The sequence below is a fragment of the Spongiimicrobium salis genome, from assembly GCF_043678055.1.
GTDB lineage: Bacteria > Bacteroidota > Bacteroidia > Flavobacteriales > Flavobacteriaceae > Spongiimicrobium > Spongiimicrobium salis.
Window position 1 is genome coordinate 1,495,157 of record NZ_JBHEQA010000001.1, and the last position, 25,372, is coordinate 1,520,528.

Consider the following 25,372-nt stretch of genomic DNA (forward strand, 5'->3'; position numbering starts at 1 on the left):
ATGGCTACAAAATCGTTAAAGGCGAGACATGATGAGCTCGCTGAAACAAATAAACAGTTGGACATTCTTAACGGGGGTATTTTTGCCGAGGGAGAACTTCCCTATTTTAAGGACAAAATTGCCAACATAGGACAGTTCCCGCTACGCCCAAAAAAATTAGAGATCTTGCAGATCAATGTTGGGTATATGTGCAATCAAGTATGTGAACATTGTCATGTAGATGCCGGCCCGGATCGCAAAGAGATCATGACTCGCGAAACCATGCAGCAGTGTCTGGAAGTTATCCGCAATACCGGTGCCCATACCTTGGATCTTACAGGAGGCGCTCCAGAAATGAACCCAGATTTTCGTTGGTTTGTTGAAGAAGCGGCCAAAGCGGGAATCAAAGATTTCATTGTTCGCTCTAATTTAACCATCATAAGGGCAAACAAAAAATACTATGATTTGCCCGAATTTTTCAAAAAACATAATGTACACGTTATTTCGTCCATGCCACATTATACAAGGGGCAAGACCGATAAACAACGTGGTGATGGTGTTTTTGATAAATCCATAAAGGCGCTTCAAGAACTCAATGCAGTAGGATACGGAATGCCAGATAGCAGTTTGCGCCTGGATCTTGTTTATAATCCTTCGGGAGCATATCTTCCTGGAGATCAAATGGCTCTGGAGAAAGATTTCAAAAAAGCTTTGCTCGAAGATTTTAATATCCAGTTCCATAACCTTTTTGCCATCACGAATTTACCTATTGCCCGTTTTCTGGATTATTTGATTGCTTCAGAAAACTATGAGGATTATATGTATGCCCTTGTGGATGCCTACAATCCGGAAGCCGTAGCCAATGTGATGTGTACCAATACAATCTCCATAAGTTGGGATGGTTGGTTATATGATTGTGATTTTAATCAGATGTTAGGCTTAAAGGTTGCTAGTAAAATAAAGCATATTAAGGATTATAATGAGGACATCCTAAATGATCGAAACATTATCATTTCGCAACATTGCTATGGTTGTACAGCTGGTGCCGGAAGTAGTTGTCAGGGAACTGTGACCTAAGACATCTCAAAATATACTTAGGGTGTATGGGCAATCGAATAGCCCGTACACCTTAAATTGTTCAGTAATGGCTTATTTTTTTCTGAACGATGGTGTTTTTTGGAGTTCGAAGCTTTTTTCTATCGATAAAAAACACATTTTACCGACTAGCTGGTTTGTCTTTTTTTTGATAAACCGACTTTTCGGTCTCTTTTTGACATTATATCGAGTTTTACATCCTTTTGACCCCAAAAACGATCTTAATCCAATAGGCGGCGTTAATTTTGAACTGACGTTAAAGTCGGTTTAACCCTAAATCCCAAATCTATGGAAAAGACCCTTAAACGCATGGCTACCATGCAACGTATGCAAGTTACCGGATTGTATTTATTTTATGAAAAAGGATATTACAATACCAGTGTAGACGATATCTTAAAAGAACTCTCCCTTTCCAAAGGTGCGTTTTACTACCACTTTGATTCAAAAGAAGATTTTTTCATCCAGATCATTCAAAATTTATTGGTGCGTAAAGTATACAATATCTTAATTGAACCTATTGAAGGACATGAAAACACATTGGATAGTTTGACCAAATGTTTTGATAATGCGCTGGAAACCGCTGTACACAATGAATTGGATTATGGATTTGTACTGAGTAATTTTATCACAGAGTTCAACGGTCGTAATCCCAAAATCATGAAACACCTCAACGATATTCTTCAGGTATGGGAGGTAAATCTTGTTTCTGCAATACAGCGTGGAAAATTCAATGGTCATATTGATCGCCATGTAGATGCAGAAAGTGTGGCTATTTATTTGATGAGTTCCTATATTGGTATTCGTACCTTAATGGTAGAAAATGCGCCCACTGCACGAAAGTATCGTTTTATGTCTCAGTTGAAGCAGTATTTTAAGGCTATTGAAATCAAAAAAGAGGCCGTATAAGAACTCGGATCAGCTTTTGTTCAATACCTCTATTATTTTATTAAAGACCGCTTCTGGCAAAATAGTTTCCATAGCATGTTCATAACCATCCGGCATTTTATTTCCATAAATGGATGTAGGAATTTGAGGGAATTTCTCCCGATCTGCCAATAAGGCATTGTCCGCATCCTGTCCAAAAGGATAAAAGCCGGCATAGGGATGGGTAATTCCCCATAAAGTCACCACGGGAATCCCGAACATCGCAGCGATATGGGCATTGCCACTATCCATAGAAAGCATAAGATCCAATTGTGATATCAATGCCAATTCTTCCTTAAATGCCACTTTTCCCGCCATATTGATGCAGCTTTTAAATTGATTGGCCCATCCACTCAGGATTTGAGCATCGCCCTTCCCTCCAAAAAGTACCACCTTATACCTATTGGTTTTGGTAATTAATCCGATAACTTCTTGCATATGATCTAATGGATACATCTTTCCCTTAAAAGCAGCAAAAGGAGCGATTCCTATCCATCTTTTTGTATCCGCTTTTATAAGCTGTTGCGTATCTGCGGCAATGGGTTGTCGTGGCAGTGTTTGTGCTTGGGATAATACTATTTGAAAACCTAGCTTTCCAAGTACGTCGGCATAACGTTGATGTGTTGTTTTTAGCGGCTCAAATATTTTATTTGAACTTGCTGTAAGTCTTTTTTTTTCGGCTCTTCCTTTATCAATTTGAACAAAAGGAATACTACTCCACTTAAAATATACTTTTAAAATGTTGCTACGAAGTACATTATGAAAATCGGCAACGGCGTCTATATTTTGCCTTTGTAAAGCCCTATATAGTTTCCATAGGCCCAAAACACCTTTATGCTTTCCTTTAGTCTCTGCACTAAAGACATTTACATTGGGGAGTTGAGAAAACATGGGCGCAAAGAAAGCTCGGGTAAGTACGGTTATCCTAAGGTGGGGGTATTGCTGTCGTAATGCCAAAATCACCGGAACCGTCATGGCAACATCACCCATTGCCGATAAACGAATAATAAGAAGGTGTTGAATGTCCCGGTTCTTATTTTTGCCCACGAAGGATTGGGTTTAGTTCGTCATCATTATACATTTTCATCTGCTTATAGACTTTCATGTATTTTTTACCTCCTTCAATATCAGCGAGTAATTGATCGATTGCACTGGAAAGGTCTTTCCGTTGTTCTAGGAGAACATCTAACTTTGTCCAGCAACTTTTTATATGCTCTGGAGCGGCATCAGCGCGGTTGACCTCCTCTTGCATATGATATACTTTCAGTGCCAAAATAGAAAGTCTATCGATAGCCCAAGCCGGGCTCTCGGTATTGATAGTGGCATCTTCCAGGGTTTCAACCGATTGGTATTTATTTAAAAAATAGCTGTCGATATATTCTACCAAATCTGTTCTATCCTGATTGCTGGCATCAATTTTCCGTTTGAGCTCCAAAGCGGCCACAGGATCAATATCCGGATCCCTTATGATATCTTCATAATGCCATTGAACCGTATCTATCCAATTCTTTCGAAACAGCAAGTGAGCGACGTCATCTTTAGGATACGGGTTTACAAAGTCTTGATCTACGCTATCCTTTATATGATAGGTGGAAATACTCTCTTCAAAAATACGGAAGGCAAAATCACTGAACATTTAGGCTTTTATTTTGCCACAAAGATACTTTTTTCTTTTACTATTACTTTGAGGAGAGGCTGAAAAGAAATAAGATAAAAGGAGCAAGAATGGAAATAACGAGTATGGCTTCCTTAATTTTTGCTTTTTGCAGGGCCTCAACATAATTGGTCATGAAAATTACCGCTGGAAAAAAAGTGACAATGACGGGCGAAATATCTTCTGAAGATGCTAAAATGGTCATTAAAAGTCCCAGGGTATACGATATTGCTATTAATCTAATGGTTACAATTCTTCCCGTACCTACATTTCCCAAACGAACAAAGGCCAATATTCCAATACCAATAATTAAAATGCCATACACAATAAGCTTTGTACTGGTTTCCCAATCAAAAAAATAATCGGCTTCCAATAGTGCGGAAAACCTGTAGTGCGTTGTCAAAAAAGAGGAGTTGTCAAATAGAATGAGTACGGCCGAACCAATCATAAATACCGCGCAAAAGGCTACCAGGGGAATAAGCCAATTTCTGATATTCTTTGCATCATAAAAATAGATGGCCGCAAAAACCAAAATCACATAAATTATGGCCCAATCGTAAAAAAGACTGGCTACCACTACCCATAAGGTAGCATCAAAAGTCTTTGATTTTATACTCTTCAAGGACCGAATACTCAATAATCTTCGGGTTGCCAATAAGAGAAAAAAGCTACACCAAATAGCATTATCGTCCATCAAGACTTCCGGAAAAACCACAATAAGCATGGCATAAAAGAGGACGGCAAAGGAATTTACTCCGGTAAGCTTATTTTTTTTAATGATAAAATTTGTAATAAAAATACTGAACAATAGGGCATTGAGTACAATAGCCTGTAGGAGCAATTGCGGAATCTCATAGGTTCGTTCCCCTACGAAAAAATGAACGCCCCAATAAAAGAGAAACAAAAACGAAAGCACTATGATAAAATTAATAGGCTTTGTTTTTCCAAAAATGCTTGAAATCATTCTAGGTTTTTATATTTTTGCATCGTAAATATAATTAAGATGACTGCATTTTTTAGAGCTATAGAAGATTTATTTGTAAATGTCTTATTCGGCCCATTTGATTGGTTCCGGGAAATTGAGTTGGAGAACTGGTGGGGTGCCAATAGCTTGAATTGGATTTTTATGATTATCGGCGCCGTGGCCATGGTGTACTGGATGATGGAGCTTAAAAAGTACAATGACAACGGAGAAGAGGATAAGAGTATTAGTTCCCACTCCTATTTATAAAACGTTTTGATTGCCCGAAGTGCAATCATGTAACTAATAAAAAGACATTGGATTCGATTTAAAGATCAAATCCAATGTCTTTTCTGTAATACATCCCTTCAAAATCTAGTTTTTCGATGTTTTGATATGATGTTGTCAAAGCTTCGGTCATTGTAGAGCCATAGGCCGTAACAGCTATTACCCTTCCGCCATTGGTCACTATTTTTCCTTCCTTTATTTGAGTCCCTGCATGAAATACCAAAGCATCTGATATCTCTTCCAAACCTTTAATTTCTTTGCCTTTTTTATAGGCTTCCGGATAGCCTCCGGAAACGGTCATAACCGTTGTGGCCGTTCTAGCATCAATTTGGAGGTCTATCCTATCCAATGTTTGGTTGGCCATAGCCTGGAAGAGGTCTACAAGGTCATTTTTTATTCTAGGGATGACCACTTCGGTCTCTGGATCTCCCATACGCACGTTATATTCAATAACAAAAGGATCGTCTCCTACTTTAATCAAACCAATGAAAATAAATCCAACATAAGGCAAATTATCCTTTTTAAGACCTTCTACAGTCGGTTTAACAATGCGCTGGTGTACTTTATCCATAAAAGCCCCTTCGGCAAAAGGGACAGGGGAAATAGCCCCCATACCACCTGTATTCAGTCCTGTATCTCCTTCTCCTATACGTTTATAATCCTTTGCCGTAGGCAAAACCTTGTAATGTTGTCCATCTGTCAATACAAAACAACTGAGTTCAATTCCCGATAAAAACTCTTCAATAACCACAGTAGTACTTGCATTCCCAAATTTTTCGTCAAGGAGCATCGCCGCCAGTTCTTTTTTTGCGTCCGCCAAATCTTCAAGAATCAGTACTCCCTTCCCCGCGGCAAGTCCATCTGCTTTTAATACATACGGAGGTTTTAAGGATTCCAAAAACTGATATCCCTCCTCTAAATTTTTTGAGGTAAAGCTTTTATAGGCCGCGGTAGGAATTTGATGCCGTTCCATGAACTGCTTTGCAAACTCTTTACTTCCTTCTAAAGTTGCCGCTGCTTTTTCGGGGCCTATTACTGGGATATGCTTCAGTTCCGGGTCATTCAGAAATAGATCGTGAATTCCATTGACCAAAGGGTCTTCTGGACCAACAACCACCATATTGACCTCATGGAACAAGACCTGCTCCTTGATCGCTGAAAAATCATTTACACCAATAGGTATATTTTCTCCTATGCTAGCCGTACCAGCATTCCCCGGAGCAATAAATAAGTTTTGGAGTTTTGGGCTTTGTTTCAGTTTCCAGGCAAGCGTATGTTCTCTACCGCCAGCACCAAGGATAAGGATGTTCATCTGTTCAAAATTTGCCCAAAAATACATTTTGCTCGGCACATATGACAGTCCACAATCCAGAATTTAAAGCGAATCCTTATTTTATTTCAAGTCTGGTTACAAAGATTACCTTTTATTCCTGGTGGTAAAATCGCGATGTTCTGTTTTTTCCAAGTCTTCTTTCGAAAGTGTTTTGAAGTATTCAAAGGTTTTTCTCATTCCTTCTTCTCTCCCTATTTTTGGTTCCCAGCCCAAAATCTCCTTCGCCTTGGAAATGTCGGGTTGCCGCTGCATGGGATCATCTTGCGGCAAGGGTTTATACACTATTTTCTGATTGGTACCGGTCAGTTTTATAATTTCTTCCGCAAAGTCTCTGATGGTTATTTCATGGGGGTTACCAATATTTATAGGATATACATAATCACTCATTAAAAGGCGATAAATTCCTTCAATCTCATCGTCTACATAACAAAAAGAACGTGTTTGTGAACCATCTCCAAATATGGTAAGATCTTCGCCTCGAAGTGCTTGCCCCATAAAAGCAGGGATTACCCTTCCATCGTTCAAACGCATTCGCGGGCCATAGGTATTAAAAATCCGAACGATACGGGTTTCTATACCATGAAAACGATGATAGGCCATAGTGATGGATTCCTGAAAACGTTTGGCTTCATCATATACTCCCCTAGGGCCAATAGTATTTACGTTTCCATAGTATTCCTCTGTTTGCGGATGTACCAAGGGATCACCGTAAATCTCGGAAGTAGAAGCGATAAGAATACGCGCTTTTTTTTCTTTGGCCAATCCAAGAAGGTTATGTGTTCCCAATGCCCCTACTTTTAGGGTTTGAATGGGAATTTTAAGATAATCGATGGGACTGGCAGGAGACGCAAAGTGTAAAATATAGTCCAACTCTCCTGGGACATGGACAAACTTGGTCACATCGTGATGATAATATTCAAATTGCTCTAGGTGGAAGAGGTGTTCAATATTTTTCAAGTCCCCGGTTATGAGGTTGTCCATCCCAATGACATGAAAACCCTCATGAATAAAACGATCGCATAAATGCGATCCCAGAAATCCTGCAGCACCCGTAATGAGTATTTTTTTCATTCTTTACCCCCTATTTATTTGGTTTATGTATTGCTTTCAAAAATAATGGTATCCTAAGCTTTGACCAATTATTTCTGTTTAAAATCATATTCATTGGATAAAACTCAACATCCTTAGACGCCTCTTGAGAACAAGACCGTAGTTACGGTTTTAAAAATAATTCTCAGATCTAGGGTAATCGACTTGTTTTTTATATAATAAAGGTCATACTCCAATTTCTTAATGGAATCTTCTAGATTTTCCCCGTACTTGTACTTTACCTGTGCCCAACCCGTGATTCCAGGTTTAATTAAGTGCCTGACATTGTAAAAAGGTGTCAACTTATTCAGTTCTTTCACAAAAACCTTTCGTTCGGGCCGGGGGCCTATAAATTGCATATCGTTCCGGATTACAGAAATAATCTGGGGAAGTTCATCTACTCTAAAAACACGAAGTATTTTGCCAAAGGGCGTAACCCTGGAATCATTTTTCGTGGCCATCTTAGCCCCTGTTTTCTCTGCATCTACGACCATAGAGCGGAATTTATATATTTTAAACTCCTTTCCGTATTGTCCAACTCTTTTCTGCGTGTAAAAAAGAGGGCCTCTATTAAAAAATAGATTCAATACAAAAACGAAAGGTGTACACAAGGCAAAAATCACTCCCACCAATAGCGAAAGCAGAAAATTCACGGCAAAACTGAACAGGCGCTGTAAATACCGTATTCTTCTGTTTTTAAGCTGTAATATCTCATAAAAACTATCATTATGGGATTTTATGGGCATGGCCTCATAGGTGTTTTCATAGAAGGAGGTATAGGAGATGACCTCCTTTCCCTGAAGTATGGATTTCAACAAAATATTTTCCAAGTCTTTGGGGAAATTGGTATAGTTCCTTGTATTAATGATCCAAGCATCAATTTTATCGGTAGCGGATAGAAAAAACTGCTTGTTGTCCAAAGTGTTCTGGTCAATGGAATAGGTTAATTTTACCTTATAGAAGGTTTTCATGTCCTTTCCATCAATAGTCTCTATATCGTCTTTTAAACTGCCTTCCGTTCCGTTTCCATAGATATACAGTACTTTTTTGGTCACTGGAATAATACGAAAGACATTTCCGAAAAAAAAGCGCCATAGCGCTATTTCAATAGGTGTAAGCAATAAGAAAAATAGCAGCGGAATTCTCCAAAAGCCCACATCGAAAAAAAATACAGCCAAGAGAAATACTAGGAATACGTACAATACGGAAATGTATAAGGACTGGGAAATGGTATACCTCCTTTTAGATACTTTTTCCAAATTGTAAAAATCCAAAATGTACGCCAAGGAAATATAAGTAAATACACCCATGACAAAAAGTGTAATTTTCTCGCTGGTCTCTATCGCATCTTGATTGACCCCATAATTGACCAAAACATTGAGCGAAGCCAAAATTATGAACATATCCCCAACAAGAAGAATGAATTTGCGCTCTAAGGAATTTAAAATCGATGGTCGTGCCATTGTAAGATGGAAAACAGGTTTGTTTTCGTCAAAAATAACTCTTCATTTTTAAAAAAATGGCCGAAACTATATAAAAGAGGGATTTTACAAAAGATAGGCCCTCTTCCTCCCTATAAATTTTCCATTCATAAGAGAGCAATTCTAATTTATTGGATGAAATAGAACCTGTTCTTACCCTATAAGTAGACAAGTATTCCTGTAGACCATGGCCCTCTGTTTTTTTCAATAATTTTAACCACAAGGCATAATCTTGTCTTTTTCGTATGGAGGGCATGTATTGTTTTCCAAAGAAGTCTACACTATACATTACCGTAAGACATCCAATGGGGTTCTTATACAAGGCAGTCTTATACGTTATAAGCCTTTTACAATTTACTTTTTTCGGGAGTTTTTTCCCCTCTTCATCCACTTTGTCATAAGAGGTAAAGGAAAATTGACTGTTGTTTTCCTTCATGAAGGCAAGTTGTCTTTCCAGTTTTTCCGGATACCACTGGTCATCACTATCCAAAAAAGCGATAAAATTTCCCGTGGCAGCCTTAATGGCCGTATTTCTAGCAACTCCCGCTCCACTATTCTCTTTTAGTCCGATATATTTTATCCGCCCATCCTTTTTGGCGCTCTTCATTATTATTTCAGCACTTTTATCTGTTGAGCAATCATCCACTAAAATATGCTCCCATTCTGCATACGTTTGGGATCGCACTGAATCCATACATTCCAAAACAAACTTTTCAGAATTATGTACAGGAGTGATAATCGAGACCATCTTATATTGATTTTATTATTTTTTCCCGAATTGCCAAAGCATAGAAAAACGATACAAACACAATTCCCCATTGTCTATTTAAAATACTCTCAAATAAGGCGCTACACATGACCAGAGTAACCAATCCAATTATAAAAATACGCTCCCGATCTCCTAAACCTCCCATAAAAAACAATGGTGATAGCAGATACAATACTACACAAACAAGGCCTATCGCCCCGCTCATTAACAATGCTTCCAAATATTGATTATGGGCATTTAAATCTGCTTTTACTTTGTCATTTAACAGCATTCTTCCATTTTTCTTCCCCAACCCAAAAACCAGCTGTTTGGTTTCAAATTCTGAAATAGCTTTCCAAACCATTAATCGCTTTGAAGTACTCAGGTTTTCGTGCTTGTCGTATAGCACTGTTTCCACGGATTGCGTAATTCGTTGGTTCAAAAAGGGAATGGTTGCGCATGCCAGGATAATACCCCCCGTAAATAACATCAGGGGAAATGCTATTTTTTGACGTTTCACCAAGGTCAAAATCGACAGGATTACCAAAAGCCCAATTAAAGAAACGATAGCTCCTTTGGACGAAATCAGCAGCACAATGAGCACATTAAAAATAAGGATTCCTACCGTAGACCATCTTACTTTTGTAAATAACTCTAGAACAAAATAGACAATTGCCACCAACAAAAAGAGTGCATAGTAGGAGGGGTGGACCGCTAAGACGGATAACAAGTCCGTACGTGAAAAACTTCTAAAGTTTAAGTTGATGTCGGAAGGAAGGGCCTGTGTCATTTCTGATTGTTCCCCTATTTGAGCTCCCCAAACATAAAGGCCGCTTTTTCCATCTCCTTGGTGCCTATAGCTTTCGTTTCCATTAACAATAGATAATTGTATTCGTTCTTTAGAGGCTTTTTCCGCCGTTGTATTTAGTACACTACACTTAAACCAGCCATTTCCATAATCCTCTATGAGTGCATCCAGGCCATTTTCTTTTTTTCCTATAAACCCTTCTTTGATATTAAACCATACTCCTTTATGGGTTATTCCATCATATTGTCTTATCAATACCCATTCCCGTTCTGCATATTTCAGAAAAATACTCCGGAAGTACTTCTTTTCCGAAAAATTGCCCTGATAGTCGTTCTTAATTAGGTCATGTGAACTACGGCCGGCAGTTTCTATCACTTTTATTCCCGTTTGTTTCCCATTGGGTGCCTCAATAGTGCTATTTTCCACAACCTCAAGCCCCGTCTTAATCCAAGAATCATCTATAAAAATATTGGTGTTACTGTTTTTTAAAAAAGTTATCCCTGCAAAAAGAATCAGAATAAGATTCATGACAGTAATACTATAACTGAACCATTTAATGAGTTTAAATGCCTTGAAATCTTTAGGTACCCCAAGAAAGAAAACAAGTGGCAAAACAACGAACGGAATAATTCTTTCTAAAAAATTGGGGTAAAATATCCCGTAGTACAAATCAATTAATACCGCGATTAAAACGCTCACTACAAATAGATACGAAAACAAAAAGTGTTTTTTGTACCGTTTCCCTTCTTTTCGGTGTTCATATATTTTCTTGGAAAACAACAATATCGTCAGAATAATGATGATACTATTTATGTTTATTGGAAGAAACAAGGTGACCGGAACCAGCAATAAGCAGAAAAAGCGAATTTTTTTCCAAGAAAATGTATCCGTACTATTTTTCATGAAAAATAATGTTTGAGTAAGGTCGTGGCCGTATTATCCCAAAGATATCTATATTCATTCTTTTTGAGCTTCTCGTGCAGTGTTTTTTTATGTTCATATGTCCAATACACGGCTTCTATAAACGCTTCAATATTACCCTTTTCTACCAGTCTTCCATATATTTTATCCCGAAGCACATCTTGAACCCCTCCTACATTATAGCCTACCACGGGAACATTAAGACCAAAAGAGGTAAAAAGAACGCCGCTTTGTTCAATTTTTTTATAGGGCATTAAGGTTACAAAAGATTTTTTGTACAAAGCGATAAGACGATCCACTTTAATATACCCTTCTTTAATCGTCACAACCTCATCCAGATCTAGTGCCTTGATCTTTTCCCTAAGTTGTGCAATATACTCTGGATTTCCAGAGCCTTCGATATGAAGGGAAAACTGCTTGGCCCCTTTTTTCATTTCTTTCATGGCCAACAGCACATCTTCATATCCTTTGTACGGAGAAATCATCCCCAACATAGCCATTTGTGGTTCTTCAGGAATATCAAGGGCTCCAAATCCCGAGTAAAATAAACCGTGGTCTATCTTAATTATTTTTTTGTCCGGATATTTGGTAGTAAATCGCGTGGCGGTGGCCTCAGTATGCACCACCAAATTATTGAGTAGGGCATAAAGACGGTCATATCGTCTTTTAATTTTTTTTCTGGATTCATTGTGGGGATATATATTATGGACCGTATAAAATACCTGTTTGTTTCTGGCTTTGAGTAAACGAAGGCACCAAAGCTCAAAACTTGAAAATTTTAAAAATTGCAGCCATTGAATATGAATGACATCAAATGATTTTGCCTTCAATAACAACAGCGACCAATTTAAAAAGTAGTTTAACAGCTTGCTCGGTGTTTTAAAGCCGATATAGGGAAGGGTTTCTTTATAAATTTTAAGGTCCTCTGCATTTCTATGCCCCAATATTTGGACCTTATGGCCCTGCTTGCTAAAAGGCATTGAAAAATAATGCGTGTAGGTTGGGGAGCTCCCATTGAAATCAACTATGACTATAGCTTTTTTGTCCATAACATCAATCAAATGGTGGGAACCAACGGCAATTATAGGTCAGTTTATTTGTTCTTTCCCCTATTTTCTTTGCGGGAACGCCACCCACAATGGTATAGGGAGAAACGTCTTTGCTCACTACCGCACCTGTAGCGACCACACAGCCTTTGCCCAGTGTAACACCGGGTAACACCGTGGCCCTAGTCCCTATCCAGACATAATCTTCAATGGTTATTGCTTTGCTGTAATATTGAAAATCCTCACTGTTGGCGTCGTGACTCGCCGTAATAAGATGAACCTCGGGCGATATAGAAACATTATTTCCTATGGAAAGTCCTCCTCTACCATCCAGATAGCATCGTCTATTAATTGCGGTATTCTCTCCTATGCTAATCTTGTTCCTATTGATAAAAGTATTCATATGAATACTACTGCCTTTACCTATTCGTATTTTCAGTATGAGTTTATAATACGCATGCCTTATGGTATAAAAAGGGATTTTATTGACGATATGATTGGGCAGGTAGTTTATAAGGAAATAAAACGGGTACCGCAATATATTTTTTATCATGAATAAACACTATTAGCGTTATTTTTTTAAATAAAGATAGCTTTTCTTTATTACTCCAAAAATCCAAATCAATAGCGTATTAAAGCCATTGTTTTTAAGGGCCGTCTGATGTTCCAACAATGCCGCTTTTTCAAATTTTGTGCTCACTCCCCCCAAACGCATATAGGTAATGTTATTGCACTTTTTAAAAAGCACCTTTTTTTTAAATGCCCTCAAGAGGAAATCGGTATCTATAGCAATTTTATAGTCCAAGTTGAAACCTCCAATTTCGTCGATTACCTTGCGGGTCATAAAACAGGTCGTATATGAAAAGCCAAAGTTTAGATAAATTCTATTTGGGTTAAAAACAACATCCATGACTTCAATGAGTTCTTTGTTCTCATCAACTCTTTTGCATATTCCGTACGAGAGTTCCAAAGCGGTGTCGTCCAAGCAAGCCACTGCATTGGCAATGGCGTTATCATCATACCAATCATCTGAATTAAGCATTCCAATGATACTTCCTTTTGCCAATTTTAAGCCCTTGTTCCAGGCATCGGCAATTCCTTTATCTTTTTCGCTTATGAATTGATAGGAGATTCCTCTTTCCGTCAGTTTTTCGCTATATGATTTAACAATGGACAAGGTGCTATCGGAAGATTTTCCATCTACGATGATACATTCAAAATTCTTGTACGTCTGTTGCAATAACGATTCAAAAGTGTCTGTTAAGGTGGCTTCACTATTGTAGGTTATGGTAATAATACTTACCAAAGGGGCATGGTCGGTTGTTGTCATTATTCCTTATATATTGTTGTGTCCGTTAAAAAAAATACCCGATAGGGAATATTGGGGTCCTTGGTTTCATTTTTTGTTCCCAGCCATAATGAAAATATAAAAAAAACAAAGGACATATAATATACCATTTGTTTTAATACTTTTCGCTCTTTTATCAAATCAAGAATTTCGGGTAAAAGTAACATAAAAAAGACCATAAAGTATAAAGCTCCTCGAAATCCTGCATGTCCGTAAGGAGAGAGGCTGGACCAAATAAAGAGTCCTACAAAAAAAGAGGTCATATAAAAATTATAGTTCTCATAGGCTGTTTTTTTCCTATTGACCAAAAGCAATAAAACAAGGCCTATCAATTGAAAAAACAGCAGGACTTTGTCTCCGCCCGTTCCAATTCTACGATCCAAATATTGCAGGTATTGCGGAAATATGTAGGCAACGACCAAATAGGCCAATTTAGAGGAAAACAGGCCAGCAAAGTAGATGATCACATAGTAGATGTTTTCTATTTTCCTATGGTAAAGCCAGTACAGCACAACTGCAATAACGGCAGATCTATGAAATAAAAAAGCGACTCCAATGATAGCGAGATAGGGTACTAATTTCCTTTTTTTTATGAATTTAAATCCATAAAAGACAATACATACGGCAACATATTGTCTTATGATCGACAAGGAGTTTAGAAAAAAGATTGGAAAAGAGAGAAAGACAAGCGAAGAAATTACAAAATCCTTGCTATCTCTTTTTAGAGTCTTATAGGTACATATGACAATAATGAAAGACGTTAGTATAAAATAGAATTGAGGGAGGCCTATCTTTTGGGAAATCCCAATTAACAGCTGATTTATATACTCTATACGGGCAAATTTATCTTCGTAAAAATCGGCCTGTTTTGTAAGGAGTTCAAAATAATAGGCATAGTCAAAACCAACATCAAAGCGCAGGGCACAAAACAGAAAAATAAGACTGTAGGCCAATGCATAAAAATTTAAGCCCCTTACTTTTTGAATTTGCTGAAACCGAAGCAACGCAAAAACCACTAAAAAGAAGAAGATATAAATAATCATGTGTTGTTATTCTTAAATTCCATCGGGTTTTTTGGCAATATTTCCTTTTCTAAAATTACTCAAAATAAGCTTAGTTTGGATGGGCATTGCAATAGTCAAGGGCAGTGTGCATATTATAGTGGATAGTATTACACCGGTACTACTTTCTAAAACTCCGACCAAGTATATGGATAAGGGAATGTTTATGATAGCCCCAATGATATAAAGATACATTTGAAGTTTGATTTTTCCCGTGGCATTGATAAAATAAAAATAGATATTGGTAAAGCAAAACATTAAGGCATAGATCAAATTGCCCAAAACCAGGCCCTCCGGGAGGTGTATTGGGGTATCTCCAAGCCATATGTTCAGCACCAGATCTATGCAAAAAAACAGCCCAATTCCAACAACAAAAATGGCGAGATAGAGCAGGTTCATTTTTTTTAAGTTGCCGTAGATCCAATCATAATCCTTCTTCACTATAGCTTCGGAATACAGTCCCCATGAAGCTGCCAATATTACGCCAAACCCAACAACGAGTAATTGAAAAAGCCTTTGCACCACCGTATAATCTGTTACAAAGGAAGGGCCTAGCATATTGGAAATAATAATGTTATCCGTAGATAGTATTATTAATAAACTAATATTGATTAAAAAAAAATTACTTCCTAAGCCAAAGAGCGATTTGGCCAATGTTTTATTGAAGTAACCAGATCGCATTCCCAGTTCTTTTTTGGTTCTAAAAAAAAGAATTGTAGCGGTAATGGAAATCACAATATTTAAGAGTCCAAAAATTAGGATCAGGGTAATGAGGTTTCCCGATTGTCCAAAGCTGTTGAGAAGAAATATACAAAGCAGATATGCACTTAAAAAAATACTACTGACCAACTCTATGACATAGGATTGATGTATGGCCAAGTATAGTTTCTTGTACAGGCTTAAAATAAAATTCAAAACAGTAAAAACTAGGGACAGAAAGACAAATAATTGCAGATACCCATTTGCCTCGGCAGTATAATTCAGTGCCTGCTGGAAATCAATCACTAAAATAAGGATTGTTCCTATGATCAGGATGACCACGGCAAAAATCGTCATTAAGATATAGGCTGTACTGACCAGTGCGGAGGCTGTTGCCCGATCATTGCGGGAGAGTGCCTCTGTGAGCTTGTTTCTAAGACCCTGCCCTATACCAATGTCAAAAGTAAATATCCAATTCACTATAGAAAAAACAGTGACCCAAATACCGTAGGCTACCTTATCTAAAAAAACAATCAGAATGGGCACCAAAAGAAAGTTCAATGCCATTGCTATAGCTTTGAACAATAATCCCAGGCTGATATTGTTTTTTTGAATTCGGTTTCGGTTCATATTCCCTATGAGGTCAAGGCTTTGTCTAGTAATCAATTATTACCTTAGGTCACCTGTAATTGGTTTAAAAAGAGTGCATAGGTCTTTTCTATTCCCTCTTTTAGATTGAGCTTATATTTCCAGCCCATTGCCAATATTTTTGAACTGTCCATCAATTTTCTGGGCATTCCATCTGGTTTGGTCGTGTCCTTTACGATGGGGCCTTTATATCCTACCACTGTTTTTATCAATTCGGCAAGTTCCAAAATACTGATGTCCTCACTACTTCCAATGTTGATGTGTTCGGACTTATTATAATTTTCCATAAGGAACAAACAAGCTTCTGCAGCGTCATCCACGTACAAAAATTCTCTTCTTGCGCTTCCCGTACCCCATATTACTACTTCTTTACTATCATTGACTTTAGCTTCATGGAACTTACGTATCAATGCAGCGATGACATGGGAATGTTTAGGGTCAAAATTATCGTTCTCTCCGTATAGATTCGGGGGCATTGCAGAAATATAAGTGGTCCCATATTGCTTGTTGTAATATTCGCATAATTTTATGCCAATAATTTTTCCCAAAGCATAGCCTTCATTGGTCGGTTCTAGTTTTCCATCCAAAAGATATTCCTCTTTCATAGGCTGTTCGCTAAGCCTTGGATAGATGCAGGAACTTCCTAAAAACAGCAGTTTCTTTACTTGATGTTCATAGGCTGCATGAATTACATTGGAATTAATCAATAGGTTGTCATATAAAAACTCCGCTGGGCGTTCTATATTCGCCCCGATACCCCCTACTTTGGCTGCGGCCAAAAACACATAATCCGGTCTTTCTTCGGCAAAAAATTTATGGACTCCAGTTTGGTTCTTTAGGTCCAGTTCCGAGGAACGCCTATAAATGACATTGGTATAACCTCTGTGTTCCAAGGCACGAACAATAGCAGAGCCCACCATTCCGTTATGGCCGGCTACATAAATTTTAGAATTAAGCTCCATTAAATGCTTTTAAAGTATTGATCAAGACATCTACTTTGTCAAAATTGTTTTTTGAATGATTCCCTACAAAAAATCCTTCGTCATGTATCTCATCGGCATTTTTTAAGTTTCCATGAATCTCATAGTCCAAGTACTCAATGGCTTTGTTTCTGGTGAAGTTACCCGTAACTATTGGTCTCACGTCAATTTCCTTGGCATTGAGCTGTGCAATAAGTTCGGCCCTTCTCCCTGAATTTTTCCCTTCCATTAAAATAGCAAAACCAAACCATGAACTCTGCTCCACCTCGGTTTGGGTCCTATATCCTTCCAAACCATCCATTTGTGCCTTAAAATACGCTGCATTCGCTCTTCTTTGGGCAATGATCCCATCGAGTTTTTTTAATTGTTCTATACCCAGGGCACCTTCCATTTCCAAGGGGCGAAGATTATAGCCCGGCATAATAAAATTAAAGCTCTCATAAAAGGAATCCTCCTTTTTCTGATAGATGCTGCTATTATCTGGTAAATGTCTAGTCCACCCATGTGATCGTATAGACAGCATATAATGGTACAATTCTTCATCATCGGTTACCGTTACACCACCTTCCATGGTACAGATGTGATGGGAATAAAATGTAGAATAGGTTCCCAAAGTTCCTATGGTTCCCAAAGCTTTCTCCTTGTACACCGCCCCCATGGATTCACAATTATCCTCTATTAAAATAAGGTTATGCTTCTCACATATGGCTGTCAATGCATCAAAATGGTTTGGGTTTCCAAGAAGATTTACTGCAAAAATAGCTTTAGTACGAGCAGTTATGGCAGCCTCTATTTGAGCTATATCCATATTAAAAGTATTCTTGTCCACATCAATAAATTTTAATTTTAGCTGATGTTGACTTAATGGAAAATAGGTGGTACTCCAAGAGACCGCTGGAACCAGCACCTCATCTCCCTTGGACAAGCGCTTGGAATAGACTAAGGCTGCAATGGCCAGTAAGTTGGCCGAGGAGCCTGAATTGGACATTATAGCATATTTTACTTTAAATTTCTTGGCAAAGGCAATTTCAAATTCCTTTACTTTTTCTCCCATGGAAAAGAACCCGGAGGCAATGACACCATTTAGGGCTTCATATTCTTTTTCGTCCCAGGTATTGTCGGATAATGTATATCTCATGCTCTAAGGTTAGTCAAATGATTGTTTAATTGTAGCTTCTTTTTGAGCTATTTTCATATCACTTTTCATCATGATCTTTACCAATTGCTCAATGGGGGTGTTGTCCGAACTCCATCCCAATAATTTCCTCGCCTTGGAAGGGTCTCCCAATAAGGTATCTACTTCGGCGGGTCTAAAGTATTTTTCATCCACTTCGATCAAGATTTTCCCGGTGCTTTCATCAATTCCTTTTTGATCTACGCCTTCTCCTTCCCAACGAATTGAGATGCCTGCTTCTTTAAAAGCCAGTTCACAGAAATATTTAACCGAAATCTGTTTTCCGGTGGCTATTACAAAATCCTCCGGGGTATCATGTTGTAGCATTAACCACATACATTCTACATAATCTTTGGCATATCCCCAATCGCGCAAGGAGTCCAGGTTTCCCAAGTACAACTTCTCTTGTTTTCCACTGGCGATACGGGAAGCCGCCAACGTAATTTTTCTGGTTACAAAAGTTTCACCCCTTCGTTCCGATTCATGATTGAACAAAATACCATTAACAGCAAACATTCCATAGGACTCCCTGTAATTCTTGGTAATCCAAAAAGCATAAATTTTTGCCACGCCATAAGGGCTTCTGGGATAAAATGGTGTGGTCTCACTTTGTGGGATTTCTTGCACTTTTCCATATAATTCGGAAGTAGAGGCTTGGTAAATCCTGGTTTTCTTTTCCAATCCGCATATGCGAATGGCTTCCAAAAGACGAAGCGTCCCTACGGCATCGGTCTCTGCCGTATATTCGGGTAGATCAAAAGAAACTTTGACATGCGATTGCGCTGCCAAATTATAGATCTCATCGGGTTGGGTTTGCTGTACGAGTCGAATAAGGTTGGAGGAATCGGTCATATCTCCATAGTGCAGCGTAATCTTTCGTTGCGAATGTAAATCCCTGATCAATTCTTCAATATATAAGTGCTCTATTCTTTCGGTATTAAATGAAGAACTACGCCTTATAATACCGTGAACTTCATATCCTTTTTCTATTAGAAATTCGGCCAAGAAAGATCCATCTTGTCCGGTTATTCCAGTGATTAGTGCTTTTTTCATTTGTAAATTCTTGTGTCTATCTTTCGTTTGCAGTTTTTGTTTTGTCTGTGGTTATACGTATGTAATAAAGATAAAGGACCTGCATTAAGGTTGCTTTACTCCAATATCTAGAACAGAATATTTTGGTCTTTTGGCAAAAGTAGGGTAATTCTTGGACTCAACCTTAACTTTAACTCCAAGCTCATCAACAATCTTCTTCGCAAAACCGTACCAACTCATCACTTCTCCATCTGTAAAATGATGGACCCCATAAGCTTTTGACTCTAGAATTAAATTTTCGATGATAAATCGAGCCAGATTATTGGCATCTGTTGGGCAGCCTATTTCTTGTTCCGTGACCCATAATACATCTTCCTCTTTTGCTTTCCGAACAATAGTTTTGTAAAAATTATGTCCGAATTCTGAATATAACCATGAGGTTCTTACAATAAAATAGCGTTCTAGAAGCGCTTGTATATGTATTTCTCCTGCCAACTTTGATTTCCCGTATTCGTTGATAGGGCCTACCGCATCATCCACGGTATAGGGAGTGTTTTTCTCTCCATCAAAAACATAGTCCGTGGAAATATGAATCAGGGTCACCTGATATTTTGCACAGGCTTCTGCTATGTTTTTGACTCCTTCCCCATTAATCTCAAAGGCAGGTTTCGGCGTTTTTTCCGCTTGTTCAACATTGGTATACGCAGCGGCATTAATACAAAAATTGAAATTTCCATTTTCAAATACCTTCGAAACCATAGAAGTTTTGGTAATATCCAAGGTTGTCGTTGTGGAAAAACTAAAATCTATATGGGGGTAAGAGGCCGCTATTTTCCGGATGCAACTTCCCAATTGCCCATGTGATCCCGTGACCAATATTCGAAGGCTCATAAACCAAGCTTTTTAAGGGATGGTAATTCCAGGTCTTTTTGTGACAATAGCATTTGTTCTTGCGGGAATTCCCAATCTATACCTAAATCGGGGTCATTGAATACAATGCCATTTTCTGCTTTTTGATGGTAGTAATTGTCACATTTATAGGAGAAGATAGTTTCTTCGGTCAAACTTAAAAACCCATGTGCTATCCCTCTGGGAATAAAAAGCATTTGGGGTTTACTTGCTTTTAAGAATATCTTAAAATGTGTTCCAAAGGCGGGGCTATCTTTGCGAATATCTACAATAACGTCCAACACTTCTCCCTGAAGTACACGAATTAGCTTGGCCTGGGCATGGATCCCTTCTTGGAAATGGAGCCCTCTTAGAACTCCTTTTTTAGACATGGATTGATTGTCCTGTACAAAATCTACTTGTCGGCCTATAGCACTTTCAAATCGCTCTTTTTGATACGATTCAAAAAATGTGCCTCTATCATCAGAAAAAATTGTGGGCTCTATGATAAAGCAATCGGGAATCGGGGTCTCTATGGCTTTCACGTCAATATCAATTTATATGGCTCGGGCTGTTCTTTGGTGTTTATGGCAACTGCATCAAATAATCTCCATAGCCACTTTTCAATAAGGGTTCTGCCAAATGATGCAATTGTTTCTTGCTAATATATCCCATGGTATAGGCTACCTCTTCAATAGCACCTATTTTAAGGCCTTGTCGCTCCTCAATGACTTCTACAAACTGAGAGGCTTGCATTAGGGAATTAAAGGTGCCTGTATCTAGCCAAGCTGTGCCTCTATCCAAAATACTGACTTTTAATTTTCCTTTTTGCAAATAGGCTTTGTTGATATCCGTAATCTCAAGTTCTCCACGTTCACTGGGTTTTATGTTCTTTGCTATCTCAATAACTTCGTTATCATAAAAATAAATACCTGGTACAGCGTATTTCGATTTAGGTTTGCTGGGTTTTTCCTCTATTGAAATGGCATTTCCTTCATGGTCAAATTCTACCACGCCATAACGTTCCGGGTCTTGGACATGATATCCATAAATAATCCCCCCTTCGGGCTCATTGTTCTCTTGTAACAATTTAGCCAAGCCAGAACCATAAAAAATATTATCTCCCAAGATAAGCGCTACCTTATCCTCTCCCATAAAGCTTTCGCCAATAATGAACGCTTCTGCAAGGCCATTGGGCTGTTCCTGTATGGCATATTGAAAATTACACCCCAACTGTGTTCCATCACCTAATAATTTCCGAAAAGCCTGGGCATCATTTTTTGAAGTTATGATCAAAATTTCCCTGATTCCTGCGCTCATTAAGGTAGCCAAAGGATAATATATCATGGGCTTGTCATATATGGGCATCAACTGTTTGCTCACCGCTAGGGTAATGGGATACAAACGTGTTCCGGAGCCTCCTGCCAATATAATTCCTTTCATACTATACTTTTTGGTATTTTTTAATGTACCAATCTATGGTCTTCCGAAGTCCGGAATTAAAATTCTCCCTCGCGCTCCATCCTAGTTCGGTCTCTATTTTATCAGCATTTATCGCATAGCGAAAATCATGTCCCGGCCGATCCTTGACAAAGTGAATCTGATCTTTATAAGCTCCTGTTTCTTTAGGAAATTTTTCATCTAAAATGCTACAAATATGTTCAGCAATACTCAAATTGTTATGCTCGTTATTACCTCCAATAACATAGGTTTCACCAGCAACCCCCTCGGTAAAAGCCTTATAAATACCTTCGCAATGATCTATAACATAAAGCCAATCCCTAATGTTTTGACCATCACCATAGATAGGGATTTGTGCTCCTTCCAAAGCCTTTCTAATAATGGTTGGAATCAATTTCTCATCATGTTGTTTGGGTCCATAATTATTAGAGCAATTGCTTGTGACGGTATTTAGGCCATAGGTATGATGGTAACTTCTTACTAAAAAATCTGAGGAAGCCTTGGAAGCACTATATGGGCTGTTGGGCGCATAGGGGCTTTTCTCATTAAATGCACCTTCTTTTCCTAAACTGCCATATACTTCATCTGTGGAAATATGGTAAAAGCGGGCTTCTTCGTAATTTGTTTTTGGTACCCACGGTTTTTCTATCCAATGTTTTTTAACCGTTTCCAAAAGATTAAATGTGCCTTCGATATTTGTTTTGATGAAGCTGTCCGGTCCACTTATGGAATTGTCTACATGGGATTCGGCTGCAAAATGAATAACCCCAGTGACGTGATATTTTTCAAAAATCCCTTGTAGCACATCCTTATCACAAATATCTCCCTGTATAAAATGGTACCGCTCTAGCTGTTCCACCTCAGTTAAATTGGCCTTGTTCCCTGCATAGGTCAATTTGTCCAAATTCACCACATTCACCTCTGCATTTTTTTTGAGCATGTAAGGAATGAAGTTGCTTCCAATAAAGCCTGCGCCTCCCGTAATAAGTATGGTCTTTGAAATCTTATTGCTCCCGCTCATTATTTTCTATTTCTTTGGCTTTATTCCCAATAATTCTCATTATGGAACCTAAAAAGAAAAGGGATAGAAAAATAACAGGAATAAGAAAAATCGTAGAACTAAAAAATGATGTTCTATTTCTGTAGGGTTTTCCGATGTTGACCACGGTAACCGGATCAACACGACGCTTTAGTTCTAGTAGGTTGCCTTCATTATCTTTGATTAGGCTATTTTTTAATTGCAATAATTCCGATATGTTCAATTCTTCATCGTCTCCTAAAACAATACGTCCTGTCTGATTATTTGTATCCGAAGAAGACATGTTTTTTGAAAAATTACGTATCAACTCGTCAATTTGTTGCAATGTCACTTCGTTTAGGGCAATCCGCTTCCTTGAATTGTCATTATATGCCTTAATAAGTTGATCATAATAGGTGTTGGAATTGATATAATCCAATATTTTTCTAGAATATTCCGGCAATTTTTTCTTATTCGTGGAGAAAAAAATTATCCTGTGACTCAAATCGCTCACATTTAAAACCTCGGTCTGTATAATTTCTGGAATGATTCCGTTGGATTCATAATTGGCCAAAATCTTCATGTATTCCAGACTGTTCCTGGAAGCCTCCGTTTTTGTATTTCCCACAGGTTGAATTTCAATATCAAAGGAATCCAGATGCTCTAGCTCTATCCCAAGAGCTGCTACAAACGCTGTGTCTTTTGTCCGTATGTTTTCACTTATTTCGTTGATGACATCATAGAGGTAGGCTTTACTGGCCAAATTAGGGGTAACAATAACTTCCGCAATAAAGTTATTTTTTTGGATTTTCTTGAGACCGTAACCGGTAAGCAGACCTACGACCAATAATATTCCTATTTTAATGCTATTTCTCTTTAGGAAAAGCACAAATTTTAGGAATCCATTGAACACCCAATCAAGTCCCTTTTTGAATAGTTCAAACGATTGTCCTAAATCTATTTCATCGGATGTATTATGTTGCGGTTTTTCGCTTTCCATTCTTTTATGAATTGAATATTTGTTCTAAAATTTTATCGGTAATCAAGTACGTAGGTTTTACCCCCGTTGTTCCCAAACCTCCCGAAGCCAGGGTACTTCCTGTTTCCAAAGGATTATCCGAGGCATAATAGGCATAGCGCACGGTAATATCCTCACGAATACTCTTCCGTATCCTTGAGGCAGATTGTATGGCCTTTTGATAATGTACACCTTCCATTTCCAATCCAATGACATTCCAGGTAGATTCGTAGAAAAATTTTAGAATGTCCTTATTCTGGAGGGAAGTTCCCAATACACTAACCATGGTGCCTTCCAATACTTTTAATCCGTAACCCTCAAAATCTTTGGCGCATAGGGCATTCTCAAAAGGGTAATTATCCGCCGTTCCTTCAAAAATATGTGCGGAAGGAATCATCAAATCCCCTTTACCTCCTTCTAAAATACCGGCCTTTCCCATAATGGACAGGGAAGTAACATTTAAAAATAGGGGTTCTCCCTTTCCTTTATAGGGCTTCAAAAGCTCGTCTATAGTTTCATAGGCCTGTTCCCCAAAAGCGTAATCCATGACAAAAATGACGGGTTTCTTATCATCGGGAAGAGCTTTGGACATATCGTAACAACAGATATCCTTACCGGTCTTTGCCATGTCAAATATCTGGACATCGATATTGGTGCCAGAAATATCGGGAATGGAAATCATTCCGTTTTTTTCGGCTTTCGCTATTACTTTTTTTCGAAGTGCGGTATTTTTGGAGGAACTTAAGGCCTCATAAATTTCCAGGGAATCTGTATCCGGAAACTCCTTGGCCAATACTTTTCTCGCAAAAAGCGAATTCATGACACTGTGCATATTGGCACTGATAATATGTATGGGTCGTTCTAGGAGACCGTGTTTTATCAAGGTCTCTTTAACCGTATTTGCCCATCGTTCCCCATGAATGTGGTGCCCCAGGCGTTCCCGTAGCAAGCCCGTGAATTTAATTTCTCTTTTATTTCCGAGCGTTTCTTCTTCAAGGGCCAGTTTTCCAAGCCAATAAATAATTTTCAAAAATCGTTCTGGGTTGTCTTTGGTGGCAAGTTTTCTGTGCACCTCAACAATTTCTATAAAGGAGCGTCCCAAAATATTGGCAGTATGAATCAGGGCAACCTCACGTTCTGCTTGGGTAAGCTTTCCTTTCCCAATAGCCGCTTCCAATTTATCCCAATCCCGAGTGGTACTGTTGGAATCTTCCAAATATACCTGGGAACATATTTTTTGCGATTCTATAAAAAGGAAGGTTAAGTGTGTGAGTATGTCATAGATATCAGAGCGCCCTCTGGTAATCTCAATATTCATTTGCTCCTTGTCGATCCTATAGCAATTTCTTCTTCTTTTTGGGGGCACAATGGCTTTAAAATGTGAATTCCGATAGCCCTCATCCGAAGTCAAACTAATAAAGCGGCATTGTTCTATTCCCTCTGGCAATCGTTCCAACACGTAAATTAAACCATTCAATTCTGCCTTCTCCTCGGCAATAGAACCATATATCTCTGGTCGTAATTGCAGTAAAGCCGAGCGCAAAGCTTGCCCTGAGACACCGCTGGGCTTATAAAAGCCTCGATTAAATAGATGTCTCATTGTAATGTACAAACGCTCAATGGCATTTGTAGATTCCTGTGCCCGTGTAGTATTGCTTGTTTCGTTCATAAAAGAAATTCTTGTAAAATTACAATTAAAAATTATGATGGCAAGGTGT

At 38.3% G+C, this 25,372-nt stretch carries 25 protein-coding genes; 3 read left to right on the forward strand and 22 right to left on the reverse strand.

The features are described from left to right. Together arsS and ACEXOE_RS06760 are read left to right on the forward strand one after the other, a co-directional pair. Positions 1-1,056, forward strand: a complete 1,056-nt coding sequence (arsS, locus tag ACEXOE_RS06755; protein WP_394747980.1) for an arsenosugar biosynthesis radical SAM (seleno)protein ArsS — start codon at positions 1-3, stop codon at positions 1,054-1,056. 306 nt (positions 1,057-1,362) lie between these two features. Beyond that, positions 1,363-1,980: a TetR/AcrR family transcriptional regulator gene (locus ACEXOE_RS06760; RefSeq protein WP_394747981.1), complete on the forward strand. Its 618-nt coding sequence runs from the start codon at positions 1,363-1,365 to the stop codon at positions 1,978-1,980. Positions 1,981-1,989: 9 nt separating this feature from the next. Here ACEXOE_RS06760 and ACEXOE_RS06765 read toward each other — a convergent pair whose 3' ends face one another. Genes ACEXOE_RS06765 through ACEXOE_RS06775 form a run of 3 tightly spaced genes read right to left on the reverse strand, consistent with a single transcriptional unit; the run spans position 1,990 to position 4,616 of the window. Continuing rightward, on the reverse strand, positions 1,990-2,988 hold the full coding sequence (locus tag ACEXOE_RS06765) for a glycosyltransferase family 9 protein (protein WP_394748499.1): 999 nt from the start codon (positions 2,986-2,988) through the stop codon (positions 1,990-1,992). Between the two features lie 43 nt (positions 2,989-3,031). Then, positions 3,032-3,634, reverse strand: coding sequence for a DUF4254 domain-containing protein (locus tag ACEXOE_RS06770; RefSeq protein ID WP_394747982.1), 603 nt, complete (start codon positions 3,632-3,634; stop codon positions 3,032-3,034). 43 nt (positions 3,635-3,677) lie between these two features. After that, positions 3,678-4,616, reverse strand: coding sequence for a hypothetical protein (locus ACEXOE_RS06775; protein WP_394747983.1), 939 nt, complete (start codon positions 4,614-4,616; stop codon positions 3,678-3,680). A gap of 39 nt (positions 4,617-4,655) precedes the next feature. Here ACEXOE_RS06775 and ACEXOE_RS06780 point away from each other — a divergent pair, with 39 nt between their 5' ends. After that, positions 4,656-4,883 carry a DUF6341 family protein gene (locus tag ACEXOE_RS06780; protein WP_394747984.1) on the forward strand — a complete coding sequence of 76 codons (228 nt, stop codon included), beginning with the start codon at positions 4,656-4,658 and terminating at the stop codon, positions 4,881-4,883. Positions 4,884-4,941: 58 nt separating this feature from the next. On the opposite strand, the gene purD is transcribed toward ACEXOE_RS06780, so the two are convergent. The 19 genes from purD to ACEXOE_RS06875 form a co-directional block, all read right to left on the reverse strand. Continuing rightward, positions 4,942-6,213 carry a phosphoribosylamine--glycine ligase gene (gene purD / locus ACEXOE_RS06785; protein WP_394747985.1) on the reverse strand — a complete coding sequence of 424 codons (1,272 nt, stop codon included), beginning with the start codon at positions 6,211-6,213 and terminating at the stop codon, positions 4,942-4,944. Positions 6,214-6,318: 105 nt separating this feature from the next. Then, positions 6,319-7,305, reverse strand: coding sequence for a UDP-glucuronic acid decarboxylase family protein (locus tag ACEXOE_RS06790; RefSeq protein WP_394747986.1), 987 nt, complete (start codon positions 7,303-7,305; stop codon positions 6,319-6,321). Positions 7,306-7,418: 113 nt separating this feature from the next. Further along, positions 7,419-8,786 carry a sugar transferase gene (locus tag ACEXOE_RS06795; RefSeq protein ID WP_394747987.1) on the reverse strand — a complete coding sequence of 456 codons (1,368 nt, stop codon included), beginning with the start codon at positions 8,784-8,786 and terminating at the stop codon, positions 7,419-7,421. A gap of 28 nt (positions 8,787-8,814) precedes the next feature. Further along, the gene (locus ACEXOE_RS06800) at positions 8,815-9,552 is read right to left on the reverse strand and encodes a glycosyltransferase family 2 protein (RefSeq protein ID WP_394747988.1); all 738 of its coding nucleotides are present in this window, start codon (positions 9,550-9,552) and stop codon (positions 8,815-8,817) included. Between the two features lies 1 nt (position 9,553). After that, the gene (locus tag ACEXOE_RS06805; protein ID WP_394747989.1) at positions 9,554-11,263 is read right to left on the reverse strand and encodes an O-antigen ligase family protein; all 1,710 of its coding nucleotides are present in this window, start codon (positions 11,261-11,263) and stop codon (positions 9,554-9,556) included. Then, positions 11,260-12,330: a glycosyltransferase family 4 protein gene (locus ACEXOE_RS06810; RefSeq protein ID WP_394747990.1), complete on the reverse strand. Its 1,071-nt coding sequence runs from the start codon at positions 12,328-12,330 to the stop codon at positions 11,260-11,262. Before ACEXOE_RS06810 ends, ACEXOE_RS06805 begins: the two co-directional genes overlap by 4 nt. Before the next feature lie 4 nt (positions 12,331-12,334). Continuing rightward, positions 12,335-12,880 (reverse strand): acyltransferase, encoded by a 546-nt coding sequence (locus ACEXOE_RS06815; RefSeq protein ID WP_394747991.1) that lies wholly within the window; start codon positions 12,878-12,880, stop codon positions 12,335-12,337. Positions 12,881-12,898: 18 nt separating this feature from the next. Beyond that, entirely contained in the window at positions 12,899-13,657 is a 759-nt protein-coding gene (locus tag ACEXOE_RS06820; protein ID WP_394747992.1) for a glycosyltransferase family 2 protein, read from the reverse strand. Then, a complete protein-coding gene (locus tag ACEXOE_RS06825; protein ID WP_394747993.1) occupies positions 13,657-14,718 on the reverse strand; it encodes an EpsG family protein in 1,062 nt (353 codons plus the stop codon). Before ACEXOE_RS06825 ends, ACEXOE_RS06820 begins: the two co-directional genes overlap by 1 nt. 12 nt (positions 14,719-14,730) lie before the next feature. After that, a complete protein-coding gene (locus tag ACEXOE_RS06830) occupies positions 14,731-16,002 on the reverse strand; it encodes an MATE family efflux transporter (RefSeq protein ID WP_394747994.1) in 1,272 nt (423 codons plus the stop codon). Positions 16,003-16,109: 107 nt separating this feature from the next. After that, on the reverse strand, positions 16,110-17,045 hold the full coding sequence (locus ACEXOE_RS06835) for a GDP-L-fucose synthase family protein (protein WP_394747995.1): 936 nt from the start codon (positions 17,043-17,045) through the stop codon (positions 16,110-16,112). Next, positions 17,035-18,201 carry a DegT/DnrJ/EryC1/StrS family aminotransferase gene (locus ACEXOE_RS06840; protein ID WP_394747996.1) on the reverse strand — a complete coding sequence of 389 codons (1,167 nt, stop codon included), beginning with the start codon at positions 18,199-18,201 and terminating at the stop codon, positions 17,035-17,037. Before ACEXOE_RS06840 ends, ACEXOE_RS06835 begins: the two co-directional genes overlap by 11 nt. A gap of 9 nt (positions 18,202-18,210) precedes the next feature. Next, on the reverse strand, positions 18,211-19,290 hold the full coding sequence (gmd, locus tag ACEXOE_RS06845; protein WP_394747997.1) for a GDP-mannose 4,6-dehydratase: 1,080 nt from the start codon (positions 19,288-19,290) through the stop codon (positions 18,211-18,213). 84 nt (positions 19,291-19,374) lie between these two features. After that, a complete protein-coding gene (gene rfbD / locus ACEXOE_RS06850) occupies positions 19,375-20,160 on the reverse strand; it encodes a dTDP-4-dehydrorhamnose reductase (protein ID WP_394747998.1) in 786 nt (261 codons plus the stop codon). Further along, positions 20,157-20,702: a dTDP-4-dehydrorhamnose 3,5-epimerase gene (gene rfbC, locus ACEXOE_RS06855; protein ID WP_394747999.1), complete on the reverse strand. Its 546-nt coding sequence runs from the start codon at positions 20,700-20,702 to the stop codon at positions 20,157-20,159. Before rfbC ends, rfbD begins: the two co-directional genes overlap by 4 nt. Before the next feature lie 40 nt (positions 20,703-20,742). Next, positions 20,743-21,600 carry a glucose-1-phosphate thymidylyltransferase RfbA gene (gene rfbA, locus ACEXOE_RS06860; RefSeq protein WP_394748000.1) on the reverse strand — a complete coding sequence of 286 codons (858 nt, stop codon included), beginning with the start codon at positions 21,598-21,600 and terminating at the stop codon, positions 20,743-20,745. A 1-nt stretch (position 21,601) separates the two neighbouring features. Next, complete coding sequence (rfbB, locus tag ACEXOE_RS06865; RefSeq protein ID WP_394748001.1) at positions 21,602-22,639, reverse strand: dTDP-glucose 4,6-dehydratase; 1,038 nt, start codon at positions 22,637-22,639, stop codon at positions 21,602-21,604. Then, positions 22,623-23,636, reverse strand: coding sequence for a hypothetical protein (locus ACEXOE_RS06870; protein WP_394748002.1), 1,014 nt, complete (start codon positions 23,634-23,636; stop codon positions 22,623-22,625). The genes rfbB and ACEXOE_RS06870 overlap by 17 nt, the downstream gene beginning before the upstream one ends. A 4-nt stretch (positions 23,637-23,640) precedes the next feature. After that, positions 23,641-25,323 carry a DUF6909 family protein gene (locus ACEXOE_RS06875; protein ID WP_394748003.1) on the reverse strand — a complete coding sequence of 561 codons (1,683 nt, stop codon included), beginning with the start codon at positions 25,321-25,323 and terminating at the stop codon, positions 23,641-23,643. Between the last annotated feature and the right edge of the window lie 49 nt (positions 25,324-25,372).